Source organism: Acinetobacter sp. YH12098, from assembly GCF_013419235.1.
In the GTDB taxonomy this organism is placed as follows: domain Bacteria; phylum Pseudomonadota; class Gammaproteobacteria; order Pseudomonadales; family Moraxellaceae; genus Acinetobacter; species Acinetobacter amyesii.
In genome coordinates this window covers 1-23,142 of record NZ_VPAO01000052.1, presented here as the reverse complement: position 1 = coordinate 23,142, position 23,142 = coordinate 1, and the positions used below count along the sequence as shown (strand labels likewise).

The following is a 23,142-nucleotide window of genomic DNA, read 5'->3' as shown; positions in this document are numbered from 1 at the left end:
AAGTAACTTGGACCAGTGTTGATCATTTAGCATTGTTCGAGGCATAGCGAGTGTAAAATTGGGTTTGGCGATTTAATTTTACTATCTCGCTATTTTTTTAATCAACAAATGTCAACAGACCCTAATTTATTGACCCAAATCAACCAAAGCACTGTCATTTATGTCAATAAATATTGAGTATTTACAAATAGATAGAACCATTTCTAAATTTCAAAAAAGTTAGATTTTTTTACACAAATACCTAATTAAAGCCTTCAAATAATACAAATCATCAAGAATGTTACAGGATTATTACGTTTATTCTTGTTTTCTATAACATTTTTTACGCACTAATTTTGAATAATGGGCACTTAGAAAAATTATTATCAATTTACGGACATGGAGTCCTTTAAAATGAAAAAAAGTGTATTGTGCATTGCTGCTTCTATGGCTGCCCTACCTATGCTCAGTCATGCAGACTCACCATATTTTAGTTTAAAAGATGGCGATGGCTTCAAACGTTTTTCTGTCTCTGTTGGTGCTCTACATGTTATGCCACAAGGTAAAGCACAGCCATTCCGTGTAAATACTGCCATCAATGAAGGCTATGAGGCAGATGTTGGCGAAGTTAAATCACAAACAGTAAAAGACAATATTCGAGAAGGGTACAAAGTTCCGCCCCTACTAGAAGTTGCGCTAAATACTTTGGACACTGTTCCTGCTGAAATGAGTGGTAAAGCCACTATTTCAGGACTTGAACAATGGGACAATCCAGGGACAGGTCTTGAAGCAGACGACGTCACCACGCTTGGGATCATGACCAACTATTTCTTCACTGACAATGTATCACTAGAAATGAAAGCGGGTATTCCGCCAAAAGTTGATTTACAAGGCTCAGGGAAAATTTATGCACCATTTTCTGCCATTGCAAAACCACTCGGCGGTGCACTGGGAAATCTTGAACTTGAAAATGATATTTTCATTACCGACTTAGGCGCACATGGTGCAGCAGCTTCTGCACGTGCATGGACTCCGGCTGCTGAAATCCAATATCACTTCGGTAAAACTGGCGTCAATAAATTCCGTCCCTATGTGGGTCTAGGCGTGATGTATGCTTACTTCAATGAGTTGGAAATGAATCCACAAATTGAGAAAGATTTAATTGCCGCAGGTCACATGATTGCCAACATTAAAGAAGGTAATGCAGGCGCTTCTTTAGAAGGAAAACCAAGTAAGGCAAATCCAAAAGTTGATTTAGAGGCAACTGATGTATTTGCTCCGATTGCAACGGTGGGCTTCACCTATGACTTCAATGACAAATGGTTTGCTGTAGGTTCTGTCAGCTATGCACACCTACAGAATGAAACCACCATTACCGTTACAGATGCGACACATGGTGAACTGATCAAATCTAAAGCCGATATTGAAGTAAATCCAATTCTTGCGTATGCAGGTATCGGTATGCGTTTCTAATTAATAACCTGAATATAAAAAAGACGGCTACAGCCGTCTTTTTTATTAGGCTATATATGGTCTTTTATTTTGAATTATCTCTTCAACCTCTTTTAAACACTTTTGAATTTATGCTGAGGCAATTTCCTTTATTCATCCATAGTTACCTATAAAAAAAATTTATTGTTTGGTGAATTAAATTTAATCGCAACTCTGCGTTTATTCGAATACCATTGGGTTAAATTTAAAAAATGTAGACTGCTGTATGTCTGATACTCGTTTCTCAAAGCCCCTGATTTACATGCTCATTGGCAGTGCTATTATTTTGGCATTGTCTTTAGGGGTTCGTCATGCATTTGGCCTCTATCTCGTGCCGATGAGTGATGAATTTGGTTGGGGACATAACGTATTTAGCCTTGCCATTGCCATGCAAAACTTAATTTGGGGTGCTGTGCAGCCAATTACTGGGGCTTTTGCAGATAAATATGGCAGTAAGATCGTGGTCGCCGTCGGTGGTGCATTATATGCCCTCGGACTATTACTCATGGCCGTCAGCTCCACCGGTTTACTGCTTAATTTAAGCGCAGGTTTAATCCTAGGTTTGGCTCTCTCGGCCACTTCATTTCCAGTATTACTCTCGGCCGTAGGACGTGCAGCGCATCCAGAAAAACGTAGTTTAGCCATGGGTATTGCCAGTGCTGCAGGTTCTTTTGGTCAGTTCATTATGCTGCCCTCTACGTTACTGTTACTGCAAAAATTTGGTTGGTCTTCAGCTTTGGTGGTCAGCGCCATTTTAATTGCACTTATTATTCCTTTAGCTTGGATGCTAAAAGCACCAATGTATGTTGCACCAAATGCAACCAATACGCATGAAGCCTCTCTGACTTTTAAACAAATTTTGCAATTGGCTTGGGAGCATAAACCCTTTTGGTTTCTAGCACTCGGTTTCTTTGTCTGTGGCTTCCAAGTGGTGTTTATTGGCATCCATCTTCCGGGATATTTAATCGATCATGGCTTTAATGCCACTACAGGCACTATTTTCCTAGCGCTCGTTGGACTGTTTAATATTGTCGGCACCTACACAGCAGGTTGGCTCGGTGGCAAATATTCCAAACCAAAGCTGTTAATGGGACTGTATGGTTTACGTGGCATTGCCATTATTGCCTTTCTTTTGCTGCCTTTAAGCACATGGACAATCTATGCATTTGGCGTCATTATGGGTCTACTATGGCTTTCTACCGTACCGCTCACCAACGGTATTGTAGCCAATATGTTTGGCGTTAAATATCTCAGTATGCTAAGTGGTATCGTATTCTTTACTCATCAAGTCGGTTCATTTTTTGGTGGTTGGTTGGGTGGTGTGAACCACGATATAACCGGTAACTATAATGCCATTTGGATTTTTTCGATTGTCCTGAGTATTTTTGGAGTATTGGTACATTTCATGGTTAATGAGGAAAGTGTCATTCATGACTAATTCAACACTGTGGTTCCGGCTCAGTATTGGCATCAGTATTCTGGCCTTGTTGGCATTGTCCATCGGCTTATGGAGCCAAACGCCTGAATTATTCGAATACTTTAACCAAGCGTTTTGTGCACATTAAAGACGTATTGAAGCAATAATTCCAATTCAAACTGCTGTTTTATCAACACTACAACAGCAGTTTTTTAGCTATTTTCTACACGATTCAATAAAAGCTGCATTTTCAGCATATTAGTATTAATCATACGTTTTTTCATAAACTTAGCTTATTTTTTAATTTTCCATCCTGCGCTTTCTTCCATAGATTAAGTCTCAATAAAGAACAATTTGAGAACTTATGAAATGACCGCATTAACTCAACTTTCACAAGCCATCCATGATGCTCCACGTTGGCATCAAGCAGAACAATTTCAAGATGGCAATGAAATTCGTATTGAAGCGCAACATGACCAAGCTTTGGGGGCTGTGGTTTATGGTTTAGATGCGCGTAAAGCACAGTCTGGGGAAACCATCTACCGTTTAAAACAAGCGTTGGCAGAACACTTGATTTTAATTTTCAAACATCAAAGTCTAGATGATTTACAGTATCTCGCGTTTGCAAGTTACTTCGGTTCAATCTTCCGTCCCGATGCAGATATTCCTGTGCTGGCGTCACAAGATGATACCGGTACACCACCAGACGTCGTACCTGTGTCAAATGCAGTCGGCAAAGTTGACTATACTGGACATGGTGAATTGGCTGCGCATGCAGACCATCAGTGGACTCCACTGCCATCATTTGGTTCATTACTCTATGCCATTGAACTGCCACAAGACGGTGGACAAACCTCATGGTATAACACTATTAAAGCCTATGAAGCTTTAGATGAAGCGACACAAAAACATTTAGACCAACTTCAACTCATTACCTATAACCCATTTGTCCGTGCCAAAAATAATAAAGGCACAACGGGATATGGCGCTACACCGCTATATCGTTTCAAAGACCACCCGATTGTTGGACATGCTTATCCACATCCGCTTGTACGTACCCATCCAGAAAGTGGCCGTAAAGGGCTGTGGTTAAATGAACGATCTGAAGTGGAATTGGTTCACTACGATGATCAGTCAGGCAGTGAATTGATTGCATCTTTACGTGAACATTTATTGAAACCTGAGTTTCGATATGAACATCAATGGGAAGAAGGTGACATTGTATTTTGGGATAACCAAGCGACATTACACTCACGCCGCCCTTTCCCTTCAGACCAACGCCGCTTATTAAAGCGAATTAGCTTAGCAGGAGGACGACCATACTAATGTTGAACTTCATGCCAACAATAAAAAATAAATAACCCTGTAAAATCCGTGTTTGAGCAATAACCCAAAATAATTAGAATATGAAAACAATAAGAACACTGCTCAAATTACGGATGATCTATATCTAAGGCCTTAAAACCTGAAATCAAATGATCTAACATCGCACGTACACCCGGCAGCATACCTTGTCGTGTCGCGTATGCAACATGGATGACCCCTTGCGGCAATTGCCATTCAGGAAATAGCTCAATTAACTCACCACTTTTTAAAGCATCACGTACAAACACTTTGGGCAAAGAAGCGATTCCCACGCCAGAAATAGCAGCAGAAATCATCGCACCAAAACTGTCAGTTCTTAAGCGTGGATGAAATTCAATTTGTTGGGTTTCACTTTTTTCACGATGTCGAAAATCCCAAAAATGTTTAGGCCGATCAAAACCAATACACGGAAAATTTTGAATCTCAGCCAATTGCTGTGGCATTTCACGCTCGAAGAAAAGTTGTGGCGATGCCACTAAAACATGATCACAAGCATCTAAATCTCGAACGATCAAATCACTATCCATTAAAGGCATATTGCGCACACGAATGGCTAAATCTACGCCTTCCTCAATGACATCAACCCGATGATTGGTCGCCATCAGATGCACACTGATGTCTGGATATTGCTGCATAAAATCGGTGACCATTTTTGCAACAGGCATTTCCACCAAAGCCACAGGACAAGAAATTTTAATCTGGCCACAGAGTTGATCGTTCAACGTACTGAGCACAAAATTTTCCGTTTCGCTGACTTCCTCTAAAATTTTTAAGCAATGTAAATAGAACTGTTGTCCTATTTCAGTCACAGTAAATTTTCGCGTATTCCGCTGAATCAGACGTACACCCAAACGGGTCTCTAATTCTGTAATACGGCGTGATAGTTTAGATTTTGTAATACCCAATGCTTCACTGGCTTTGGTATAACCTTGGTATTTCACCAATTGCACGAAGTAGTAATAGTCATTTAAATTTTGCATGATTGTTTCATTTTTAGAATAATCTGTTGAGTTTTTCGCCCTGTCATTCCCTCACTATACCTCAATAATAGATCTCAGAAGCAATATATTGAGGGCTGAATTATGAATTCAATCAAACGTGTTTATCATAGTGATCGTAGCACTTGGGTGGGCGATGGCTTCCCAACAAACTCTATGCTCCCTATGCAAGAAATGGGCAATCAAACCAGTCCATTCCTCGTTATGGGCTATACCGGCCAATATCATTTCTCTCCAAGTCATCATCAACGTGGTGTTGGGTCACATCCACACCGTGGCTTTGAAACAGTGACCATTCTTTATGAAGGTGAATTGGAGCATTTTGACTCTAAAGGAAATCACGGCAGTATTGCCAAAGACGAAGTGCAATGGATGACCGCGGGTCGAGGCATTATGCATGAAGAACACCATTCTAAAGATTTTGCAAAAACTGGCGGAAATTTAGACATGGTACAACTTTGGGTCAATTTACCTAGTCATGCCAAAATTACTGAACCTCGCTACCAAGAACTGACTACAGCCAATATTGCTGAAGTTAAACTTGCACAAAATGCAGGCGTGGTACGCGTCATTGCTGGCCAATTTGAAGACACAATGGGTACAGCTGAAACCTTTAGCCCAATGAATGTCTTGGATGTGCGCTTGAATGCAAATGTTGAACAGGAATTTTCATTCAACCCACAGTGGAATAACATGATTTTTGTATTAAGTGGCGCGATCGAAATCGAAGGTCAACGCTTTGATGCGAAACAGACTTTATATGTCAGTGACCAAGTATCGTCCTTGAAACTTAAATCTTTTGAAGCAACCAAACTGCTTATTTTAAGTGGCGAAGCTTTAAATGAACCTATTGCGGCACATGGACCATTCGTCATGAATACTGAAGATGAAATACGTCAGGCATTTTATGATTTTCAACATGGTCATTTTGCTTAAATATTTCCACGATAAAGTCCCAATAAAAAAACCGCCTTCTGGCGGTTTTTTTATATCTATTTTGGTATGAATTACGCATCACGCTTTCAACAGATTATTGCGTGACTTTTTGATAAAACTCATCGATTGTATTGACCATTTGATCGAGTCCCGGCTGTTCCAAAGGATAATGTCCTGCGTTTTTCAACAGCACGACATCGACTGGAACTTGGTGAATCCGTGCTAAAAATGGCTGACTTAAAGCCAAAGGCGTCCAACGGTCTTGTTCAGGCTGCGTTAGTAGAATTGGGCAGACATCAAACTGCTCCGGTGGCGTGTCATTTTTATAATATAAATACGAATCTAGAAATTTAACCGATACACTATTCCCAGCTGACGTTTTATCTTTTAAAAAGACCTGCAATGCTGCGTCATTATTCACCAAACGATGCATTTTACTTACCCAACGCATCGGCATTGGCAATGCTGATAATGGTGTATGTGCCGTCACATGAGCCATTGGACTGCCCACGCGGCTCATAAATTTATTCAAAGAGACTTGATCACGCACGGTTTTATTTGAAGTATCTAGAAAGGTCATACCGACGATACCTTTCACCTGTTTATTTTTTGCCGCCACGTGATAGGTCAACATACCACCAGCACTGAGCCCATACAAAACGATAGGACGATGATCTTTTTGTAGCTCAGCTTCAATGAGGTCATTGCTTGCTTGAACCCAATCATCATAACGAGTTTTAGAGCCTTTTTTGACTTGGGTGAGGCCATAACCGGGCATATCAATAGCGATAGTTTCATAGCCACTCTGTGCCAAAGGCTGACCCAAAATCATCGACATTTGTCGACCATTTGTTCCCACACCATGAAACAGAATGACCCTCACTTTTGCTTGTGGATTTCGATAAGTATCTAAGTGAACAGTATGCCCCTGCCAATTCCACCACTCTTCTTTAGGGCGCTGCGTTTCATCTAAATAGTATTCTTTGGGGAGATAGTGCTGAATGTCCTGCCAACTGTTTTGATCTGTATAACTTGCTAATGCTTGTGTAGCAGGTAGCTGATCATCTGAAAATGGCATGATTGAAAGTAACGATGCAATGCCACTCATCAACCACTTTAATAAAGCGCTCAAAATTTCTGCTAATGTGTCTGATTTTGGAGTAGTCATTTTTAGACAAATTTTTTATGTGTATGTGCTGATGCTAATCAGCGGCGAAAACTGATGCCATGTGCATGTGGGACAGCACTATGTCACTTCGTCCAATTATCTTTTTCCCTGCTAAGCGCTTCAGAATAATTTTGAAGCAGGATTTACATACTCCTGCAATAATCAGCATTTAAGATCTTTTAACTTTAATAATTTTATCCTTTAGAAATTCATAACCTTACTTTTGATTTTAAATATTGGTAACGCATGAGCCAGTCCAAACCACAACGAAACCTTGTCATCTTTCTGACCTTTTTAAGATTAGGGTGTATTGCATTTGGTGGACCTGCGGCACATTTGGTGTTGTTTTTTCAATATTTTGTGAAACAAGAAAAATGGATAACAGAGCATGAATATGCGCATTTGCTTGCCTTGGCTCAAGTCCTTCCAGGCCCAACAAGTAGCCAGCTCGGCATGGCAATTGGATTTCAACTCAACCGCTATCAAGGTGCTTGTTTTGCATGGTTAGGATTTACTTTACCTTCAGCCCTGCTGATGTGTGCCGCGGCCACTTTAAGTATAAAACTCAGTAATCAACTCTCAACTTTATTCTTTCATGTTATTCAGTTAATTGTACTAGCCGTTGTTGCATGGGCATTTTGGCAAATGATGCGAAGCTTCTGTAAAACAAAATTTCAGTATCTAGTCATGCTTTTAGCTGCATTTTTTATTTATTTCTTTCAATTTTCTTTAAATCAAGTTTTGGTGATTTTATGCGCTGCAATTATCGGTTTAGTTTTATCGTCAAATCAATTACACAGCCAAAAGCCAAATATCGCCGAAACATTTCCACCCAAACATGACAATTTTAGCCGGAATGCACATGAAAATACTTGCACCTCTTGGCTATGGCTTCTCGCCTTTATCAGCCCTTTTTTCGTTCTGCCATTCTTCGATATACAACATAGCAATATATTGGCTTTCAGCTTAGAAAGCTTCTACCGCACAGCATCCCTCGTCTTTGGTGGTGGACATATTATTTTGCCATTTTTACATCAGGACTTTGTCTCTACAGGACTGATCAGTAATGAAAATTTTGACTTAGGCTATGCCCTTGCACAACTCATGCCGGGACCTTTGTTTAGTTTCGCCGCCTATCTCGGCACACTTTTACCCATGACCGATGTGCCAATCTTGAATGCCGCACTCGCGACGTTAGCGATATTTTTACCATCATTTTTATTATTGTTTGGCTTATTGCCCTATTGGAATAAATTGATGAAATACCCGATGCTTTTTGGCACCTTAAAAATAATCAATGCGGCTGTCGTTGGTTTATTACTGTGTCTACTATTTCAAATGAGCCAAAAATACATCATTCAATGGACAGACTTTATATTTGTTGCCGTCGTTATTGCTTTACTTCGCAGCAAACTGCCAGTTTGGTTCAGCTTAATAAGCAGTTTTATCGGCTATTACGCTTTTTTAACTTTTCTGCCTTTTTAAACTTAAGCAAAAAAAACTAGAACTCAAGGAGTAAATTAATCCTCATCGATTAAGCTTGCGCCCTTGACCACAGTTTTCCCCTCGACCTGATCCAGTTGATAATGCTGCACATCACTATACTGTTTGATCATTTCAACCAGTTCATTGGAATGTGTGGTCAACCAAAGCTGCGTATAGCGACTTGCTTCGGCAATCAGCATCGCCAAGGCAGGTAATAAATCGGGATGTAAGCTATTTTCTGGCTCATTCAGTGCCATAAAATTTGGGGGTCTTGGACTCAATAAAGCCACAGCTAAACACAAAAACCGTAAAGTCCCATCTGAAAATTCGGCACTTTCCAAAGGTCTTAAGATCCCTTGCTTTTGCATCATCATTTGAAAGCGCCCACCCATTTCCTGCACATAAAATTGGGTCTGCGGAAAGGCTTTTTCTAGTACTTCAAACAAGGTTTCACTGTTACCACGCTCACGCAAGGTTTCAAAAGCCGCAGCTAAATTTGTACCATCATGCGCTAAAACCGGCGAACGAATACCCACCTGTGGGACACGGATCGGTGAATTTCCACTGACAGAAAACTCATGATAAAAACGCCAGTTTTTCATGGTCTCACGCACTTGTGAAACTTCGGGATATAAGTGTGGATCGGACAATTGTCCAAACACCGACTCTTCTGGTGTTAATGCCATCGGATAAGCAATCCGTTCTTCATCAACATTTTTAAGAAATGCCGCTTGGTTGGTTCTTTCCAACAACTCACTCATTTTTCGACGTTGATAGCCGCTTAACCAAATCCCTTCTACTTTGACCAAAGGATCGAGTGCAAACAAGGTGATGAGCGGTTCAGGAAAACCTATTTCAAGTTGATATTCATAATGCTCCATCTCCACTGCAAGCTTCATGCGCTTAGGGTCTTTCGATCGATCACCCGCACGGTGACCACCTGCCCACATGATTTTTTGAATCCCGCCCTCATTTGCAATAGCTTGGGATAATTGGCCATTTGCAGCTTCATGCAGGAGACGTACAGCTTTATATAGATTGGATTTACCACAACCATTCGGACCACTGACAATATTCAGACGCGATAAGGTCAGATTCATATGATGAATAGATCGAAAACCTTGAATGGTCACTGAACGGATCGTCATAAGCTACCTAAAATGAGTTGGAAATGCTGATGATTATAAGTGGATTGAATGTATATTTTGCATACACTTTATCCTAACTATAAAAAAACCCGCAAGCCGAAACTTACGGGTCTTTCATTGTACATTCTAAGTTCAATTTAACCTTAGAATAAACGGTTCATACCATTCAATGTTGCAACACGGTACGCTTCCGCCATAGTCGGATAGTTAAATGTGGTTTCTACGAAATATTTAATCGTATTGTTCGGGCTGTTCATCACGGCCTGACCAATGTGAATAATTTCCGCAGCATTATTACCGAAGCAATGAACACCTAAAATTTCTAAAGTATCACGATGGAACAAGATTTTAAGCTCGCCCACGGTGTCACCTGTAATTTGCGCACGTGCCAAATGACGGAAAGATGCCTGACCCACTTCATACGGAATTTTTTCTTCCGTTAACTGTTGTTCAGTTTTACCAATCGAAGAAATTTCAGGAATTGTATAAATACCTGTAGGAATATCCGTTACAGGTGCAATTCCTTCTTCACCGCTCATGTTAGAACCAGCACAACGACCTTGGTCATATGCAGCAGATGCAAGTGAAGGCCAACCGATTACATCGCCCGCAGCAAAGATATTCTCTACTTCAGTTTGATATTGATCATTCACGGTTAATTGACCACGGCTGTTTGGTTTGATGCCTACATTTTCTAGGCCTAAACCATCTGTGTTACCAGAACGGCCGTTACACCACAAAATCGCATCGGCTTTAATTTTCTTACCACTTTGCAAGTGAAGAACCACGTGATCATCATGTGTTTCAAGATGATCAATCTGCTCGTTGTGGCGAATCAGTACACCCTGCTCACGTAAACGATATGACAATGCATCTGAGATTTCATCGTCTAAATAGCTGAGTAATTTGTGCTGTGTATTGATCAAGTCTACTTTATGGTCTAAACCAATAAAGATAGACGCATATTCACAACCAATCACACCAGCACCATAAATGATGATTTTTTGGATTGAATAATCCAGATCCAAAATTTTGTCTGAATCAAATACGCGAGGATGATTAAAGTCTAAAGCAGCTGGACGGTAAGGACGTGAACCTGTTGCAATCACTAATTGCTGGAATACTAAAGTTTCCGTCATACCTTCATTGCTAAAAATCAAAACAGTGTTTTGATCTTGGATATACGCACGGCCGTGGAAAATATCAATTTTATTACGGTCATAAAAACGTGAATGCGTTTCAACTTGTTGTTGAATCACTTTATGCGCATTACGTAACACCTGTTTCATCGTGAACTGTTTCCATTCACCGACTTTTTGGAACATAGGGTCACGTTGGTAACGTAAAATGCTTGAAACGGTCTGACGTAATGCTTTACTTGGAATTGTTCCTACATGGGTACAGTTACCACCAAGCTGTTCACGCATATCTACAATAGCAACTCGCTTACCTGATTTAGCAAGTTTCATTGCAGCGCCTTCACCCGCAGGGCCAGAACCCAGAACTACCGCATCGTATTTCACGAAAGTTCCACTAACGACCTCTTTCTTACGTGGCATTCAACGCTCCTTTACAAATATTCTTTAATCTAGGCTGTATTATGACGTATATCCTAACTTTTTTGGATATTTAGCTCACATATATTATGTGATAACCACATTTATTATATGAATATCGTTTTCCCCCTATTTAAGCTCAAGTCCGCTATAATGATCGAGCTAATTTTTTGAATATCTCCTTGTCAAAAACAGTGGAAAAGTTGAATATGTCTGAGAACCGTAAACCTGTACAGGGTGTAAAACTTCGTGGCGCAGAAAAAGTCGCTCGCATACCTGTGAAGGTCGTGCCAACGGTTGAAACGCCTCGTAAGCCTGACTGGATTCGGGTCAAAATGGCTGCCCCTGATGAAGTTCAACGTATTAAAACAACTTTACGCGCACAAAAATTACATACCGTGTGTGAAGAAGCGGCTTGCCCGAACTTACCTGAATGTTTCGGTGGCGGTACTGCAACCTTTATGATTATGGGCGATATCTGTACTCGTCGTTGCCCATTCTGCGACGTTGCGCATGGTCGTCCCAATGCTCTTGACCCAGATGAACCACGTCACATGGCAGAAACCATTGCCAATCTTGGTTTGAAATATGCCGTAATTACGTCGGTCGACCGTGATGACCTAGTTGATGGCGGCGCACAGCACTTTGTTGACTGTATTAAAGAAGCTCGTGACTTGAGTCCAAAAACACTTTTGGAAATTCTAGTTCCTGACTTCCGTGGTCGTATGGATGTTGCCCTTCGTATTATGACGGAGTGTCCACCTGATGTCTTTAACCACAACATTGAAACCGTGCCACGTTTGTATAAAGCAATGCGTCCGGGTTCTGACTACCAACACTCTTTAAACTTATTAAAAATGTTTAAAGAATACTGCCCAGATGTTCCAACAAAATGTGGTTTGATGGTCGGTATTGGTGAAACTGAAGAAGAAGTGATCGCGTTATTAGACGACTTAAAAGCACACGATGTTGACTATGTCACCATTGGTCAGTACTTACAGCCCTCTAAAGAACATGCACCGATCGATCGTTTCGTTACACCTGAAGAGTTTGATCGTTACACAGCACATGGTCAAAAGCTTGGTTTCAAAAACATTTGGGCTGCACCAATGGTTCGTTCAAGCTACTTTGCTGACCGTCAATACTATGGTGAGCCAGTACCTGCGGTACGTCGTAAAACTGATCCTGCAAAGAAAATTGCAGTTCAAACGATTGAAGCTTAATCACGCAAAGATTTAAAACATCGCAAATTAAAGCCCTCATTGATTGAGGGCTTTTTTTGTGGCTTTCACACACTCAGCCCAATTCGTTTCCCAATATAAGATCTTTCGAAAATAGTGCGTTCCTTAAACGTTATCCAATATATCGAATCATCCAAGTTTACGTAATGTGACATTTTTTTGCCCGATAGGGATTGTATTGTGATTATTTATTAATCAATCTATTGATAACACTTTATTTGCGCTTTCATTATATTCGCGCAATTGTCCAATCACACTCACCAGCCGAGTGATGCCATTTTGACAGTCTCATGCACTTTAAAATCAGAAAGACAAAAGATGAGATCATTTTTAAACGCATGTAGGCTGTTTTAAACGCATAACGCTCTGGCCCTTGTCACTGGAGCCATAACAAATGCTATTTATACTCAGTGCAGTACTCTTTATTTTTGCTCTTTGGGCCGTTTTTTTCTTTGAACTTTCACGAGCTGTAGGCGCAATAACACTGATATTTGTTTCAATTGCACTCGCCTTTTTAAGCCCATGGTCATTAATACTTGGCATCCCTCTTATTGCTTTAAGTTTAGTTATGTTGATTAACCCACTGCGGCTCAATCTGCTCACCAAACCTGCCTATAAAACCTTAGCAAATGCGATGCCGAGTATGAGTATTACGGAACGTGAAGCGTTAGATGCAGGAACAAGTTGGTGGGAAAAAGAGCTATTTATGGGCGCGCCTGATTGGAAAAAATTTGAGGCTTATCCCTACCCTCAGCTCAGCGCTGAAGAACAATCCTTCATTGATAATGAAGTCGAACAACTTTGTGCCATGCTCAACGAATGGGATATTCACCATAAACATAAAGACCTCCCACCAGAGGCTTGGCAATTTATTAAAGATAATGGTTTCTTAGGACTGGTGATTCCAAAATCTTACGGGGGCCGTGAATTTAGCTCATTTGCACAAAGCCGTGTCATGAGCAAGATTGCATCTCGCTCACTGACTGCCGCAGTCAGTTGTATGGTGCCCAACTCTCTTGGACCGGGCGAATTACTTCTACACTATGGTACCGAAGCACAAAAAGACCGATACCTCCCTGGCCTTGCAAAAGGTGAAGAAATTCCATGTTTTGGACTCACAAGCCCTGAAGCAGGCTCAGATGCAGGCGCTATTCCAGATACAGGTGTTGTCTGTTATGGCACCTTTGAGGGACAACAAGTGCTCGGCTTAAACATGAATTTCTCTAAACGCTGGATTACCCTTGCACCGATTGCCACCGTCATTGGTCTGGCATTTAAGCTATACGACCCAGATGGCTTATTGGGAGATACAAATAAAACGGAATATGGCATCACTTGTGCGCTGCTACCAGCGAGTCATGACGGTGTCATTACAGGACCACGTCATAATCCAGGCTCACCGTTTATGAATGGGACAGTTGAAGGCAAAGATGTGTTTATACCCTTAGACTGGATCATTGGTGGGATTGAAAATGCCGGCAAAGGCTGGCGTATGCTAATGGAATGCTTAGCGGTCGGTCGTGGTATTTCACTCCCTGCGTTGTCAACGGCAGCCGGAGAAATGGCATATTTAAATGTTGGTGCATTTGCCAAAGTTCGTCAGCAATTTAAAATTTCTGTAGGTAATTTTGAAGGTGTGCAAGAAGCATCGAGTGATATCGCATCAGATGCTTATATGCTTGAAGCATTCCGCTATTTGGTGACATGTGGTTTAAACCAAGGCGGCAAACCTGCTGTAATGACTGCAATGGCCAAATCCTATGCCACTGAAACCATGCGGAAAGTGGTGAATCATGGCATGGACATCGTCGGTGGACGTGCCGTGCAAATGGGACCTCGTAATTTTTTAGCTTTGAATTATCAGGCCATTCCCGTATCAATTACCGTCGAAGGCGCCAATATTTTAAGTCGCTCTCTGATGATTTTTGGACAAGGCTCCATGCGTTGTCATCCATATTTATTTGAAGAGCTACAATTACTTCAAGCCGAAGATAAAAACGCTGCACTCAATACATTCAATGAAATGCTCTTTAAGCACTTAGGCTATACCTTTAACCGAACTGCACGTGCCTTTGCTTATGCGTTCACTGGTGGCCCATCAGACTCACCTGCTTCAGCGGATGAATTTAGTCGCCCCTACTATAAAAAAATTAATCGATTCAGTGCCGATTTCGCGCTGACTGCAGATATGTGTCTTGGCCTTTTAGCCGGCGATATTAAACGTAAAGAAATGCTCTCTGGCCGACTTGCAGACATTCACTCTTATTTATTTATAGCAACGGCTATTCTTAAATATTATGAACAAGGTCAAAGAAGCGAAGCTGAACAATTACATGCGCAACTTGCATTAGATAAAGCTTTGTACAATGTTGAAGAAGCTTTCCAGGGCTTATTTGATAACTTCCCAATGCGACTAGCAGCAAGCGTAGTAAAAATCATCTGCTTTCCGTTTGGACGAGTTGTTGCCAAACCTACAGACCGTTTAAAACGTGAAGTTGCCACTCAAATGATGCTAGACAATACTTTCCGCCAAGAACTGAAAAAGCACGTGTATTACAGCACTGCAGCAGATGAAGTTTCTGGTCGTATGGAAAATGCCTTTTTACAATTGTTGAAAATTGAACCGCTGTGGAACCAATTTAAAAAAGCTGAATCTAAAGGCCAATTTAAAGGTTTAACTTTTGAAGCACATATAGTCGATGCAATTGCACAAAAATTCATTACAGCCTCTGAAGCTGAACAGCTCAGCACTTACAACATTCAACGTTATGACAGCATGCTCACAGATGTATTTGACATGCAGCTCATCCACGAACTTGAGTTATCCAATCCACATTTAACCGTTACACCAGAAGTGAAAAAGCAACAACACACCGATGATGAACCAGAAGCCTTCCTGCGTTATTAATCAGCTTCTGCATCGCTTTTAAGCTTTATTTTTCTCAAAATAAAAGCCATTCCATTCTTAAACAATGGGATGGCTTTTTTATACGACCATCAGCCAATGGTATCGCAGAGTCAAAGGTATAGGCTGTACTGCAAAATTACATCACAGAGGGTTTGCTACATGTCACAACCAGATTATGAAAATGGCTTAAAAGTTCGTACTGAAGTTATGGGTGAAAGTTTCGTTAAACGTGCTCAAGACAATACCGTGCCATTTACTCAACCTTTGCAAGATTGGATTAATGAGCATGCATGGGGTTCAACTTGGCAGCGTGAAGGCGTTTTACCCCGTAAATATCGCTCACTGATTACCATTGCATTTTTAACTGCACAAAAAAGTCCAACAGAACTCAAGGGTCATGTCCGAGGTGCTTTAAATAATGGGGCGACTGTAGAAGAAATTCAGGAAGTGTTACTTCATAGTTTGCCATATTGTGGCGCACCGGCGACTCAAGAAGCCTTTCGTGCGGCACTTGAAGTCATTAATGACTATCAAAAATCTGAATAAGTTACTGCGTTATAAAACGGCTTTAGAAAACTACGATTATTGTGGTTTTCTAAAGGGTTTCATCTTGTTTTTAACTTACGACCTTAAATGCAGTGAATCCCGAATCAAATCCAGTAGACATTAAAATTATAGAAGAATTCATTCACTTCAAATCGAACTTGATATCCCAATTCTGTAAGCTCAGCAGATAAACTTCGAATCTCTTCTAAAGCTAAATGCTTGGGTAAAACCGTAAATACGGCGGTATTCCCCTGTTTGGCATTTTCCTCAATCAGCAAAGCCAAACGTGTCTTATATAAGGCGATATCTAAATTGGCTTGACTGGATAAAACTTTGGCATATTCTGCGGGTAAAAAGCTCATATTCTTATACGCTTATCTGATTATTATTGCTTATAAATTAAGCCAAATTCAGCAAAGTGTTCAATGCATTTTTGTAATTGATATTTCAATTACAAAGCGCATTGTTTGGCGCAAACGATGCTCTTCAAAGCGATATACAAAAAAAGGTACTCAAAAGAAATCCCTCATGAAGAGGGATTTTCTATGCTAGCGGGGTAATGGAATATATTGCGAGTCACTGTTTTGAGTTTGCGGTTTACGCTCTCCCACTTGTACAGGTAATGTCATCGCCTTTCCGTCTCGCTCAATGTCAATTTGCATAGTGCTCAATGGCGCTTGTTGTGCAACGTAATTGATTAAATGTGAGGTCGAGGTAATCAGCTCATTATTCACTTTCATGATTTTATCACCACGTTTTAAACCTGCTTGTGCTGCAGGTCCATTGCGAATGACATCTGCGACAATCACGCCATTCACCCGTGGATCTAAAATATTTTCTTGTTTAATTGGAAGTAAACTAATACCTAACCAACCACGTACCACTCGCCCATCTTTTAAAATAGCGTTCAGCACTTGTTGGCACACTTTTGCAGGAATGGCAAAACCAATCCCCAAAGAGCCACCTGACTGCGAGAAGATCGCGGTATTTACACCAATTAAGTTCCCTGCAACATCAATTAAAGCACCACCAGAGTTGCCGGGGTTGATCGCCGCATCTGTTTGAATAAAGTCTTCGTAAGTGTTGATTCCCAAATCTGAACGACCTGTAGCTGAGATAATCCCTTGCGTAACCGTCTGACCCACGCCAAAAGGGTTACCAATCGCTAGGACGACATCACCGACTTCATTGCCACTTAGCTTAAATGGCAAAACCGGTAATTGACTCATTTCAATCTTAATCACAGCTAGGTCTGTATCTGGGTCTGTACCCACAACTTTCGCTTCAGCACGACGACCATCATGTAAAGCCACAACGATCTGATCGGCCTGTGCGATCACGTGGTTATTCGTCAAAATATAGCCATCTGGACGAACAATCACACCTGAACCTAAACTATTTTCGTTTTGATTGGTTTGATCTGGAAGTTGATTACCAAAAAACTCACGGTAAACCGGATCATTTAATAAAGGATGATCCAATTGTTTCACTTTTTGCGTAGTGAAAATATTGACAACCGCTGGAGCAGCAACTTTTACCGCAGCACTATACGAAACTACACCGCCTGTACGCGACGTATCAATGAGGGGCTCAACCTTTTCTGCAGGCATTTTAACCCCATCTGGGGCAATGGGTGCTTTAGGTTTTTGAACCTGTTGCCATGTAAAGAAACCGATGATCACAAGTATTAATAATACCCAAGGTAACCATGTAAAGGTCCGACGCACGTCTATATCCTCTAAATTTTATAATTCATTGATGGCTAAATAATTTATATCGTATTGTAATGTAATCTTTTCAACAAATTTATAAATAAACACAGAGATTTGTGATTCTTTAGTTACAATTTAAACAATCGTAAATTTTGATGCATCTTTTTGAGATTTTGGACAGTATATGGCTCAGTTAAGTGAAATTATTCAATGGTGTGACAGCACACTCAAAGCACATGAATTTAAGGACTATGCTCCCAACGGCTTGCAAATCGAAGGCTCAGCAGAAGTGCATAAAATTTTATGTGCAGTTACCGCGTCACAAACAGCGATTGAAGCCGCGATAGCAGCAAAAGCTGATTTGCTATTGGTACACCATGGTTATTTTTGGAAAGGTGAAGCTTACCCAATCACAGGTATGCGTGGCAAACGAATCAAAAGCCTGATCAAAAAAGATATTTCATTAGTTGGCTATCACTTACCTTTAGATAGTCACCCTACTTTAGGTAATAATGCAGCGATAGCAAATTTGCTCGAATTAGAGAATATTGAAGCCTTAGATCCTACTGAGCGCAATCCTATTGGTAATGTTGGTTATTTAAAACAAGCAATGACTCCAGCGGCGTTTAAAGACTTCGTTTCTGAAAAATTAGGATTTGATGTCATTCACCTGCCGGCAGATAAACCATCGATTCAAAAAATTGGTTTGTGTACGGGTGGCGCACAAGACTTTATTGGCAAAGCCGCTGCATTAGATTGTGATGCATACATTTCAGGTGAAGTGAGTGAACGTACTTTTTACGAAGCTGAAGAATTAAATGTGCATTATTATGCCTGCGGACATCATGCAACTGAAAGATATGGTGTACAACGACTCGCAAAAGCTATTTCAGAACAGTTCAATATTGAGTATAGTTATTTCGAATTAAACAACCCGATTTAATTTAAATCGTTCTGGTCTTTGGCTCAGTCCTTATACGTATATTTTCAGGCTTTATTCTGTATTGTTATTTATAAGCAATGCGCATTTTACTGCAAGAATCTATTACAATAACGGCACTTAATGTCAAAACCCAGCAAAATGCAAGGAATTGAAAACATGACAACGATTACTTTACCAGCGTTACCTTACGGTTACGAAGATCTTGCTCCGCACATCAGCAAAGAAACTTTAGAATACCATCACGACAAACACCACAATACTTATGTGGTTAACCTAAACAAAGCAATTGAAGGTACTGACCTTGCTGGCAAAACTTTAGAAGAAATCATCACTGCTGTTAAAGGCGATGCTTCTAAAGCTGGTATCTTCAACAATGCAGCTCAAGTATGGAACCACACATTCTACTGGAACTGTATGGCTAAAAACGGTGGCGGTAAAGCTACTGGCGCTTTAGCAGCTAAAATCGATGAAGCTTTCGGTTCTTACGAAAAATTCGCTGAAGAATTTGCAAATGCTGCTGCAACTCAGTTCGGTTCAGGTTGGGCTTGGTTAGTTGCTGACGAAGTAAACGGCAACCTTTCTATCCTTAAAACTTCAAATGCTGACACTCCACTTGCTCACGGTAAAGTTGCTGTGTTGACTATCGACGTTTGGGAACACGCTTACTACATCGATTTCCGTAACGCTCGTCCTAAATACATCTCTACTTTCCTAGAAAGCCTAGTGAACTGGGACTACGCAAACGCTAAATATGCAGGTCAAGCTGCTGGCGTTGAAAAATAAGTTTGAAACCTTATTTTAAAGTCAAAAAAATCACCCTTTTAGGGTGATTTTTTTATGGGCTCTACAATTTGTAAAGTTATAAAAGGTATTAGAACTTCTCTTTTTTGTTTTAGTTTCAGTGAAACTAAAATAAGCTATGCAACATGGACTATTTTTCCCATGTTGCATGATAAACATTTTAAAAATTCAAAATCCATAGGTATAGCCTTTCAACAACCCACACAAGACTCTGAAATTTATTAAAATTAAGATGTTTTCGAATACCATGTATTAAGTTAATTGTAGGAGAACCAACATAGTTATATTTTTTGGAGTATAACTACGCAATTATCACCTTACGAGATCATTTACGCCTAAATGACCAAACTTGCCATTTATTAGACGACCATCATCTAACTGCACATTTTTAAATTCAATTGTTCCCTCTGAATCATTGACAGTTACACCAGTACAATGATTATCCGTCAATTTACAGTTCCATTTCAGATAAATATTCACATTTAATTGACCCTTCTGTGGTCTTTGATACGCTACATTTACATTTTTAGTTATAGTATCGTATTTCACTGTGAACTCGAGATCAGATTGATTATCTCGACTCATAAAGCGAAAATATTTACTTTCATTTTCTGCATATACCGCTGCTGCAACTGTTGCATCAATTTTAAAAACTTCATCTCCTGCAATGACTTGACCATAAGGAACTTTTTTCACAAAACCTCCAGATACTTTTAAGTCTGGAGAAGCAATATATTCAATAGGGTTAGTAAATAAGTTATTGATGAATTTAAAGGTCGTTATACCATTTTCATAATCTGTATTTAATATAAAATCTCGATTGAAGTATCCCTTATATATGTGCACATCTTTAGGTTGCTCATTACTGAAATAATTCCCCTCTGTTAAGATAAATCTATCGTGATCAAGATCCACAGGATTATTAAAATTAAAATAGTATTCTTTATCGGTCGTAAAACTTAAAACAGAACTAGTTTTCCAATCCAAAAATTTTTCTATTGTTGCAGGTTTACCATTAACAACTAAGTCTGATTCCGCATGATATTCATTAAATCGTTTGGTGTTCCACACTGGCCAATCAGAATTTACTTCAAACTTAACAGAGCCCTTAATTTTAGCTGTAGATGCAAAGCCAATATTATTTAAACGTCCTGCTATAGAACCATTTGCGTCTATAATAAAGTAAGTTTTACCATTACTCTGCTTTTCAATTTTATAAGAAAATGTATCGCTGCATGAATTTTGACATTGAACTCTCAGATACCCGTTATCATTCTCTGAATAGCTAAAAACTCCAACTTTATCGTCATTAGGATAAAAATAAAGACCCGCCAAATTATTAATATGGGCAGACAAATCATTGCTTGGTGTAAGAATTTCTAAATCCCACATATTATTGTTTGTAGCAGATGCTTCAATCACACTATCTGTGTGAAATGGTGAAAACTTGATGGTTGAGTGATTAGCAATGCCAGAATTTTCAATTTCAAAATAGCCATGCGTCAAATCTGGACTTAGTACAGTAGTTTCTTCAATAGGCTTCGGTACAGATGTTTCTGATGACGTTGGACTACTTTCTCCTCCCCCTCCACCACATGCGACTAATAAAATAGATAAAAGAGTTAAAGGGAATAATTTTCTTCTAAGGTGAAGCATATAAATCCTTGTTTAAAAAATAAATTTTTAAATTTTATAAAAATACTGAATTTAGACTACTTTTGTAAATATTCAATACCATTTCATAAAACAATGAAACTTTGCCTAGTTCTTATACAGGAAGCTAAGCCACTTGTGTACTTAGACGATTTTTTTATCTAAAAATTATTAAAAAATCTTCTATTTATTTTAAAAACTGTAATTGGCCGTCTAATTATTGCCCAATGTAACAAAATAGCGATCATACAAAATGACAGTGCGTACTTCTCTCAGCATGTCTAAAACAAGAATAGCGATCTAACGCAACCTTACTCACCATTTCATCCATTACTCTTCAAACTATAATCACCAAAGTATTCTGATGACTTTTAACTCAATAAAAGCTTAAAAGAATCAATAAATAAGCAACAAACTCATCTTTGGATAATAAAAAAACATTTAAGCGCTTTATCTTTTATTTTTACTTGACCACTTTAAAATTCATCCCTAAAATGCGCATCAGATTCTCCAATAGCTCAGTCGGTAGAGCGACGGACTGTTAATCCGCAGGTCCCTGGTTCGAGCCCAGGTTGGAGAGCCATCTATTCTTCCATAGCTCAGTCGGTAGAGCGACGGACTGTTAATCCGCAGGTCCCTGGTTCGAGCCCAGGTGGAAGAGCCAGATTCTAAAAACCCACTCATTACGAAGTGGGTTTTTTATTGCCTATTCATTAATATGAGTACACCTACTTTATTGTTTTTACATTCCCCAAAGTATGTGTATAAGTACCCACTTGCCTGATTCGGCTATTTTTAAAACACTTAATTTGATTTTTCTGTATTTTATTTAAATCAGGCTTGACCACCCTGCCATACATCTTTAGAATCCGTTTCAGATTCTCCAATAGCTCAGTCGGTAGAGCGACGGACTGTTAATCCGCAGGTCCCTGGTTCGAGCCCAGGTTGGAGAGCCAGATTCTAAAAGCCCACACATTATGTCGTGGGCTTTTTTTATGCTCTAGGCTTTTATTTTTAAGATAAGAATCACTTGCTCTATGACCTAAGCTATTCACCGACCTCTCCTTCCACATTAGAAAGAATAGTCAAAGCTTAAGTTTTAAAAACGCTTTATATTAAAGGTGTTTATATTTAATACATTCAGCCTAAATTTCCTTATTTTTTGCAATTCTGACTTGACCTCACCGCATTTGCCCCATAGAATGCGTGCAGATTCTCCAATAGCTCAGTCGGTAGAGCGACGGACTGTTAATCCGCAGGTCCCTGGTTCGAGCCCAGGTTGGAGAGCCAAATTCTAAAAGCCCACGCATCATGACGTGGGCTTTTTTCATATATGTTGTTTATTCCGTGCCAGATCTCAGTCAGTTCATATTTTTTATTATTGGTTGCTTGGCAACTTTTGCCCTTGTCTGCTTAGTCTTTCCGAGACTGTTTAGAAGCAAACAAAAGTTTTTCCCACGTCGTGTAATCACTGCCTTTGAAAGTAAGATGTTTCATCGTTTAAATGAAGCATTTCCGAACTACCACATTTTAGCCCAAGTGGCTTTTAGCGCACTGATCACCAATCAAAATTACAAAATCAGAAATAGATTTAATCGAAAAGTCACTGATTTTGTCATACTTGACCAAACTTATAATGTATTAGTGATAATCGAACTGGATGACCCCAGTGTTAGCGGCAGTGTAAAAATGACCCCCTAATGGCATTTAAAAACTGACCCCCTTGGTTAATATAGCGGTCATTTTGGACTGCTCAACATGTTAACTTTGGAGCAAGCAGTGACAATCCAAATAC

At 39.8% G+C, this 23,142-nt stretch carries 18 protein-coding genes, 4 tRNA genes and 1 pseudogene; 16 read left to right on the top strand and 7 right to left on the bottom strand.

Translation table 11 applies throughout. The annotated features are described in order from the left end of the window. The first annotated feature begins 393 nt into the window (after positions 1 to 393). From FTU38_RS15060 to FTU38_RS15050, 4 genes are all read left to right on the top strand, one after another. A complete protein-coding gene (locus FTU38_RS15060; protein ID WP_180111707.1) occupies positions 394 to 1,452 on the top strand; it encodes an OmpW family protein in 1,059 nt (352 codons plus the stop codon). 244 nt (positions 1,453 to 1,696) lie between these two features. Beyond that, positions 1,697 to 2,908 (top strand): MFS transporter, encoded by a 1,212-nt coding sequence (locus FTU38_RS15055; RefSeq protein ID WP_180111706.1) that lies wholly within the window; start codon positions 1,697 to 1,699, stop codon positions 2,906 to 2,908. Beyond that, a complete protein-coding gene (locus tag FTU38_RS16910) occupies positions 2,901 to 3,035 on the top strand; it encodes a hypothetical protein (RefSeq protein ID WP_257220694.1) in 135 nt (44 codons plus the stop codon). Before FTU38_RS15055 ends, FTU38_RS16910 begins: the two co-directional genes overlap by 8 nt. A gap of 221 nt (positions 3,036 to 3,256) precedes the next feature. Further along, the gene (locus FTU38_RS15050) at positions 3,257 to 4,213 is read left to right on the top strand and encodes a TauD/TfdA family dioxygenase (RefSeq protein ID WP_180004935.1); all 957 of its coding nucleotides are present in this window, start codon (positions 3,257 to 3,259) and stop codon (positions 4,211 to 4,213) included. Between the two features lie 107 nt (positions 4,214 to 4,320). Here FTU38_RS15050 and FTU38_RS15045 read toward each other — a convergent pair whose 3' ends face one another. Continuing rightward, on the bottom strand, positions 4,321 to 5,232 hold the full coding sequence (locus FTU38_RS15045; RefSeq protein WP_180004936.1) for a LysR substrate-binding domain-containing protein: 912 nt from the start codon (positions 5,230 to 5,232) through the stop codon (positions 4,321 to 4,323). A gap of 102 nt (positions 5,233 to 5,334) precedes the next feature. Here FTU38_RS15045 and FTU38_RS15040 point away from each other — a divergent pair, with 102 nt between their 5' ends. After that, positions 5,335 to 6,186 (top strand): pirin family protein, encoded by an 852-nt coding sequence (locus tag FTU38_RS15040; RefSeq protein ID WP_180004937.1) that lies wholly within the window; start codon positions 5,335 to 5,337, stop codon positions 6,184 to 6,186. 94 nt (positions 6,187 to 6,280) lie between these two features. Here the strand turns inward: FTU38_RS15040 and FTU38_RS15035 are convergent, their stop codons facing one another. Then, on the bottom strand, positions 6,281 to 7,264 hold the full coding sequence (locus FTU38_RS15035; RefSeq protein WP_257223091.1) for an alpha/beta hydrolase: 984 nt from the start codon (positions 7,262 to 7,264) through the stop codon (positions 6,281 to 6,283). A 336-nt stretch (positions 7,265 to 7,600) separates the two neighbouring features. Here FTU38_RS15035 and chrA point away from each other — a divergent pair, with 336 nt between their 5' ends. Then, positions 7,601 to 8,839, top strand: a complete 1,239-nt coding sequence (gene chrA / locus FTU38_RS15030) for a chromate efflux transporter (RefSeq protein WP_180004939.1) — start codon at positions 7,601 to 7,603, stop codon at positions 8,837 to 8,839. 35 nt (positions 8,840 to 8,874) lie between these two features. Here chrA and FTU38_RS15025 read toward each other — a convergent pair whose 3' ends face one another. Together FTU38_RS15025 and sthA are read right to left on the bottom strand one after the other, a co-directional pair. Then, on the bottom strand, positions 8,875 to 9,987 hold the full coding sequence (locus tag FTU38_RS15025) for an AAA family ATPase (RefSeq protein WP_180004940.1): 1,113 nt from the start codon (positions 9,985 to 9,987) through the stop codon (positions 8,875 to 8,877). 143 nt (positions 9,988 to 10,130) lie between these two features. After that, positions 10,131 to 11,546: a Si-specific NAD(P)(+) transhydrogenase gene (gene sthA, locus FTU38_RS15020; protein ID WP_078190237.1), complete on the bottom strand. Its 1,416-nt coding sequence runs from the start codon at positions 11,544 to 11,546 to the stop codon at positions 10,131 to 10,133. A gap of 206 nt (positions 11,547 to 11,752) precedes the next feature. Here sthA and lipA point away from each other — a divergent pair, with 206 nt between their 5' ends. From lipA to FTU38_RS15005, 3 genes are all read left to right on the top strand, one after another. Beyond that, the gene (gene lipA, locus FTU38_RS15015) at positions 11,753 to 12,766 is read left to right on the top strand and encodes a lipoyl synthase (protein ID WP_180004941.1); all 1,014 of its coding nucleotides are present in this window, start codon (positions 11,753 to 11,755) and stop codon (positions 12,764 to 12,766) included. Positions 12,767 to 13,178: 412 nt separating this feature from the next. Continuing rightward, positions 13,179 to 15,692: an acyl-CoA dehydrogenase gene (locus FTU38_RS15010; protein WP_180111705.1), complete on the top strand. Its 2,514-nt coding sequence runs from the start codon at positions 13,179 to 13,181 to the stop codon at positions 15,690 to 15,692. A 159-nt stretch (positions 15,693 to 15,851) separates the two neighbouring features. Further along, positions 15,852 to 16,238, top strand: coding sequence for a carboxymuconolactone decarboxylase family protein (locus FTU38_RS15005; protein WP_180111703.1), 387 nt, complete (start codon positions 15,852 to 15,854; stop codon positions 16,236 to 16,238). 104 nt (positions 16,239 to 16,342) lie between these two features. On the opposite strand, the gene FTU38_RS15000 is transcribed toward FTU38_RS15005, so the two are convergent. Further along, complete coding sequence (locus tag FTU38_RS15000) at positions 16,343 to 16,600, bottom strand: hypothetical protein (RefSeq protein ID WP_180004813.1); 258 nt, start codon at positions 16,598 to 16,600, stop codon at positions 16,343 to 16,345. A gap of 186 nt (positions 16,601 to 16,786) precedes the next feature. Next, on the bottom strand, positions 16,787 to 17,965 hold the full coding sequence (locus tag FTU38_RS14995) for a S1C family serine protease (protein ID WP_078191894.1): 1,179 nt from the start codon (positions 17,963 to 17,965) through the stop codon (positions 16,787 to 16,789). Positions 17,966 to 18,134: 169 nt separating this feature from the next. On the opposite strand from FTU38_RS14995, the gene FTU38_RS14990 reads away from it, so the two are divergent. Beyond that, a complete protein-coding gene (locus tag FTU38_RS14990; protein ID WP_180004814.1) occupies positions 18,135 to 18,893 on the top strand; it encodes a Nif3-like dinuclear metal center hexameric protein in 759 nt (252 codons plus the stop codon). 156 nt (positions 18,894 to 19,049) lie between these two features. Next, positions 19,050 to 19,676 (top strand): superoxide dismutase, encoded by a 627-nt coding sequence (locus FTU38_RS14985; protein WP_078192384.1) that lies wholly within the window; start codon positions 19,050 to 19,052, stop codon positions 19,674 to 19,676. 330 nt (positions 19,677 to 20,006) lie between these two features. Here the strand turns inward: FTU38_RS14985 and FTU38_RS14980 are convergent, their stop codons facing one another. Then, the gene (locus FTU38_RS14980; RefSeq protein WP_180004815.1) at positions 20,007 to 21,350 is read right to left on the bottom strand and encodes a hypothetical protein; all 1,344 of its coding nucleotides are present in this window, start codon (positions 21,348 to 21,350) and stop codon (positions 20,007 to 20,009) included. Between the two features lie 504 nt (positions 21,351 to 21,854). Between FTU38_RS14980 and FTU38_RS14975 the strand changes: the two genes are divergently transcribed. From FTU38_RS14975 to FTU38_RS14955, 5 genes and pseudogenes are all read left to right on the top strand, one after another. Beyond that, positions 21,855 to 21,930, top strand: a tRNA-Asn gene (locus tag FTU38_RS14975). 5 nt (positions 21,931 to 21,935) lie between these two features. Next, positions 21,936 to 22,011, top strand: a tRNA-Asn gene (locus FTU38_RS14970). A 216-nt stretch (positions 22,012 to 22,227) separates the two neighbouring features. Continuing rightward, positions 22,228 to 22,303: transfer RNA gene (locus FTU38_RS14965), tRNA-Asn, on the top strand. A 258-nt stretch (positions 22,304 to 22,561) separates the two neighbouring features. After that, positions 22,562 to 22,637, top strand: a tRNA-Asn gene (locus FTU38_RS14960). 21 nt (positions 22,638 to 22,658) lie between these two features. Then, a pseudogene (locus FTU38_RS14955) lies at positions 22,659 to 23,027 on the top strand (DUF2726 domain-containing protein); the annotation flags it as partial. Between the last annotated feature and the right edge of the window lie 115 nt (positions 23,028 to 23,142).

Coding starts and splice junctions, on each gene's coding strand:
- FTU38_RS15060 (WP_180111707.1), top strand. CDS start 394: ATGAAAAAAAGTGTATTGTGCATTGCTGCTTCTATGGCTGCCCTACCT.
- FTU38_RS15055 (WP_180111706.1), top strand. CDS start 1,697: ATGTCTGATACTCGTTTCTCAAAGCCCCTGATTTACATGCTCATTGGC.
- FTU38_RS16910 (WP_257220694.1), top strand. CDS start 2,901: ATGACTAATTCAACACTGTGGTTCCGGCTCAGTATTGGCATCAGTATT.
- FTU38_RS15050 (WP_180004935.1), top strand. CDS start 3,257: ATGACCGCATTAACTCAACTTTCACAAGCCATCCATGATGCTCCACGT.
- FTU38_RS15045 (WP_180004936.1), bottom strand. CDS start 5,232: ATGCAAAATTTAAATGACTATTACTACTTCGTGCAATTGGTGAAATAC.
- FTU38_RS15040 (WP_180004937.1), top strand. CDS start 5,335: ATGAATTCAATCAAACGTGTTTATCATAGTGATCGTAGCACTTGGGTG.
- FTU38_RS15035 (WP_257223091.1), bottom strand. CDS start 7,264: ATGCCATTTTCAGATGATCAGCTACCTGCTACACAAGCATTAGCAAGT.
- chrA (WP_180004939.1), top strand. CDS start 7,601: ATGAGCCAGTCCAAACCACAACGAAACCTTGTCATCTTTCTGACCTTT.
- FTU38_RS15025 (WP_180004940.1), bottom strand. CDS start 9,987: ATGACGATCCGTTCAGTGACCATTCAAGGTTTTCGATCTATTCATCAT.
- sthA (WP_078190237.1), bottom strand. CDS start 11,546: ATGCCACGTAAGAAAGAGGTCGTTAGTGGAACTTTCGTGAAATACGAT.
- lipA (WP_180004941.1), top strand. CDS start 11,753: ATGTCTGAGAACCGTAAACCTGTACAGGGTGTAAAACTTCGTGGCGCA.
- FTU38_RS15010 (WP_180111705.1), top strand. CDS start 13,179: ATGCTATTTATACTCAGTGCAGTACTCTTTATTTTTGCTCTTTGGGCC.
- FTU38_RS15005 (WP_180111703.1), top strand. CDS start 15,852: ATGTCACAACCAGATTATGAAAATGGCTTAAAAGTTCGTACTGAAGTT.
- FTU38_RS15000 (WP_180004813.1), bottom strand. CDS start 16,600: ATGAGCTTTTTACCCGCAGAATATGCCAAAGTTTTATCCAGTCAAGCC.
- FTU38_RS14990 (WP_180004814.1), top strand. CDS start 18,135: ATGGCTCAGTTAAGTGAAATTATTCAATGGTGTGACAGCACACTCAAA.
- FTU38_RS14985 (WP_078192384.1), top strand. CDS start 19,050: ATGACAACGATTACTTTACCAGCGTTACCTTACGGTTACGAAGATCTT.
- FTU38_RS14980 (WP_180004815.1), bottom strand. CDS start 21,350: ATGCTTCACCTTAGAAGAAAATTATTCCCTTTAACTCTTTTATCTATT.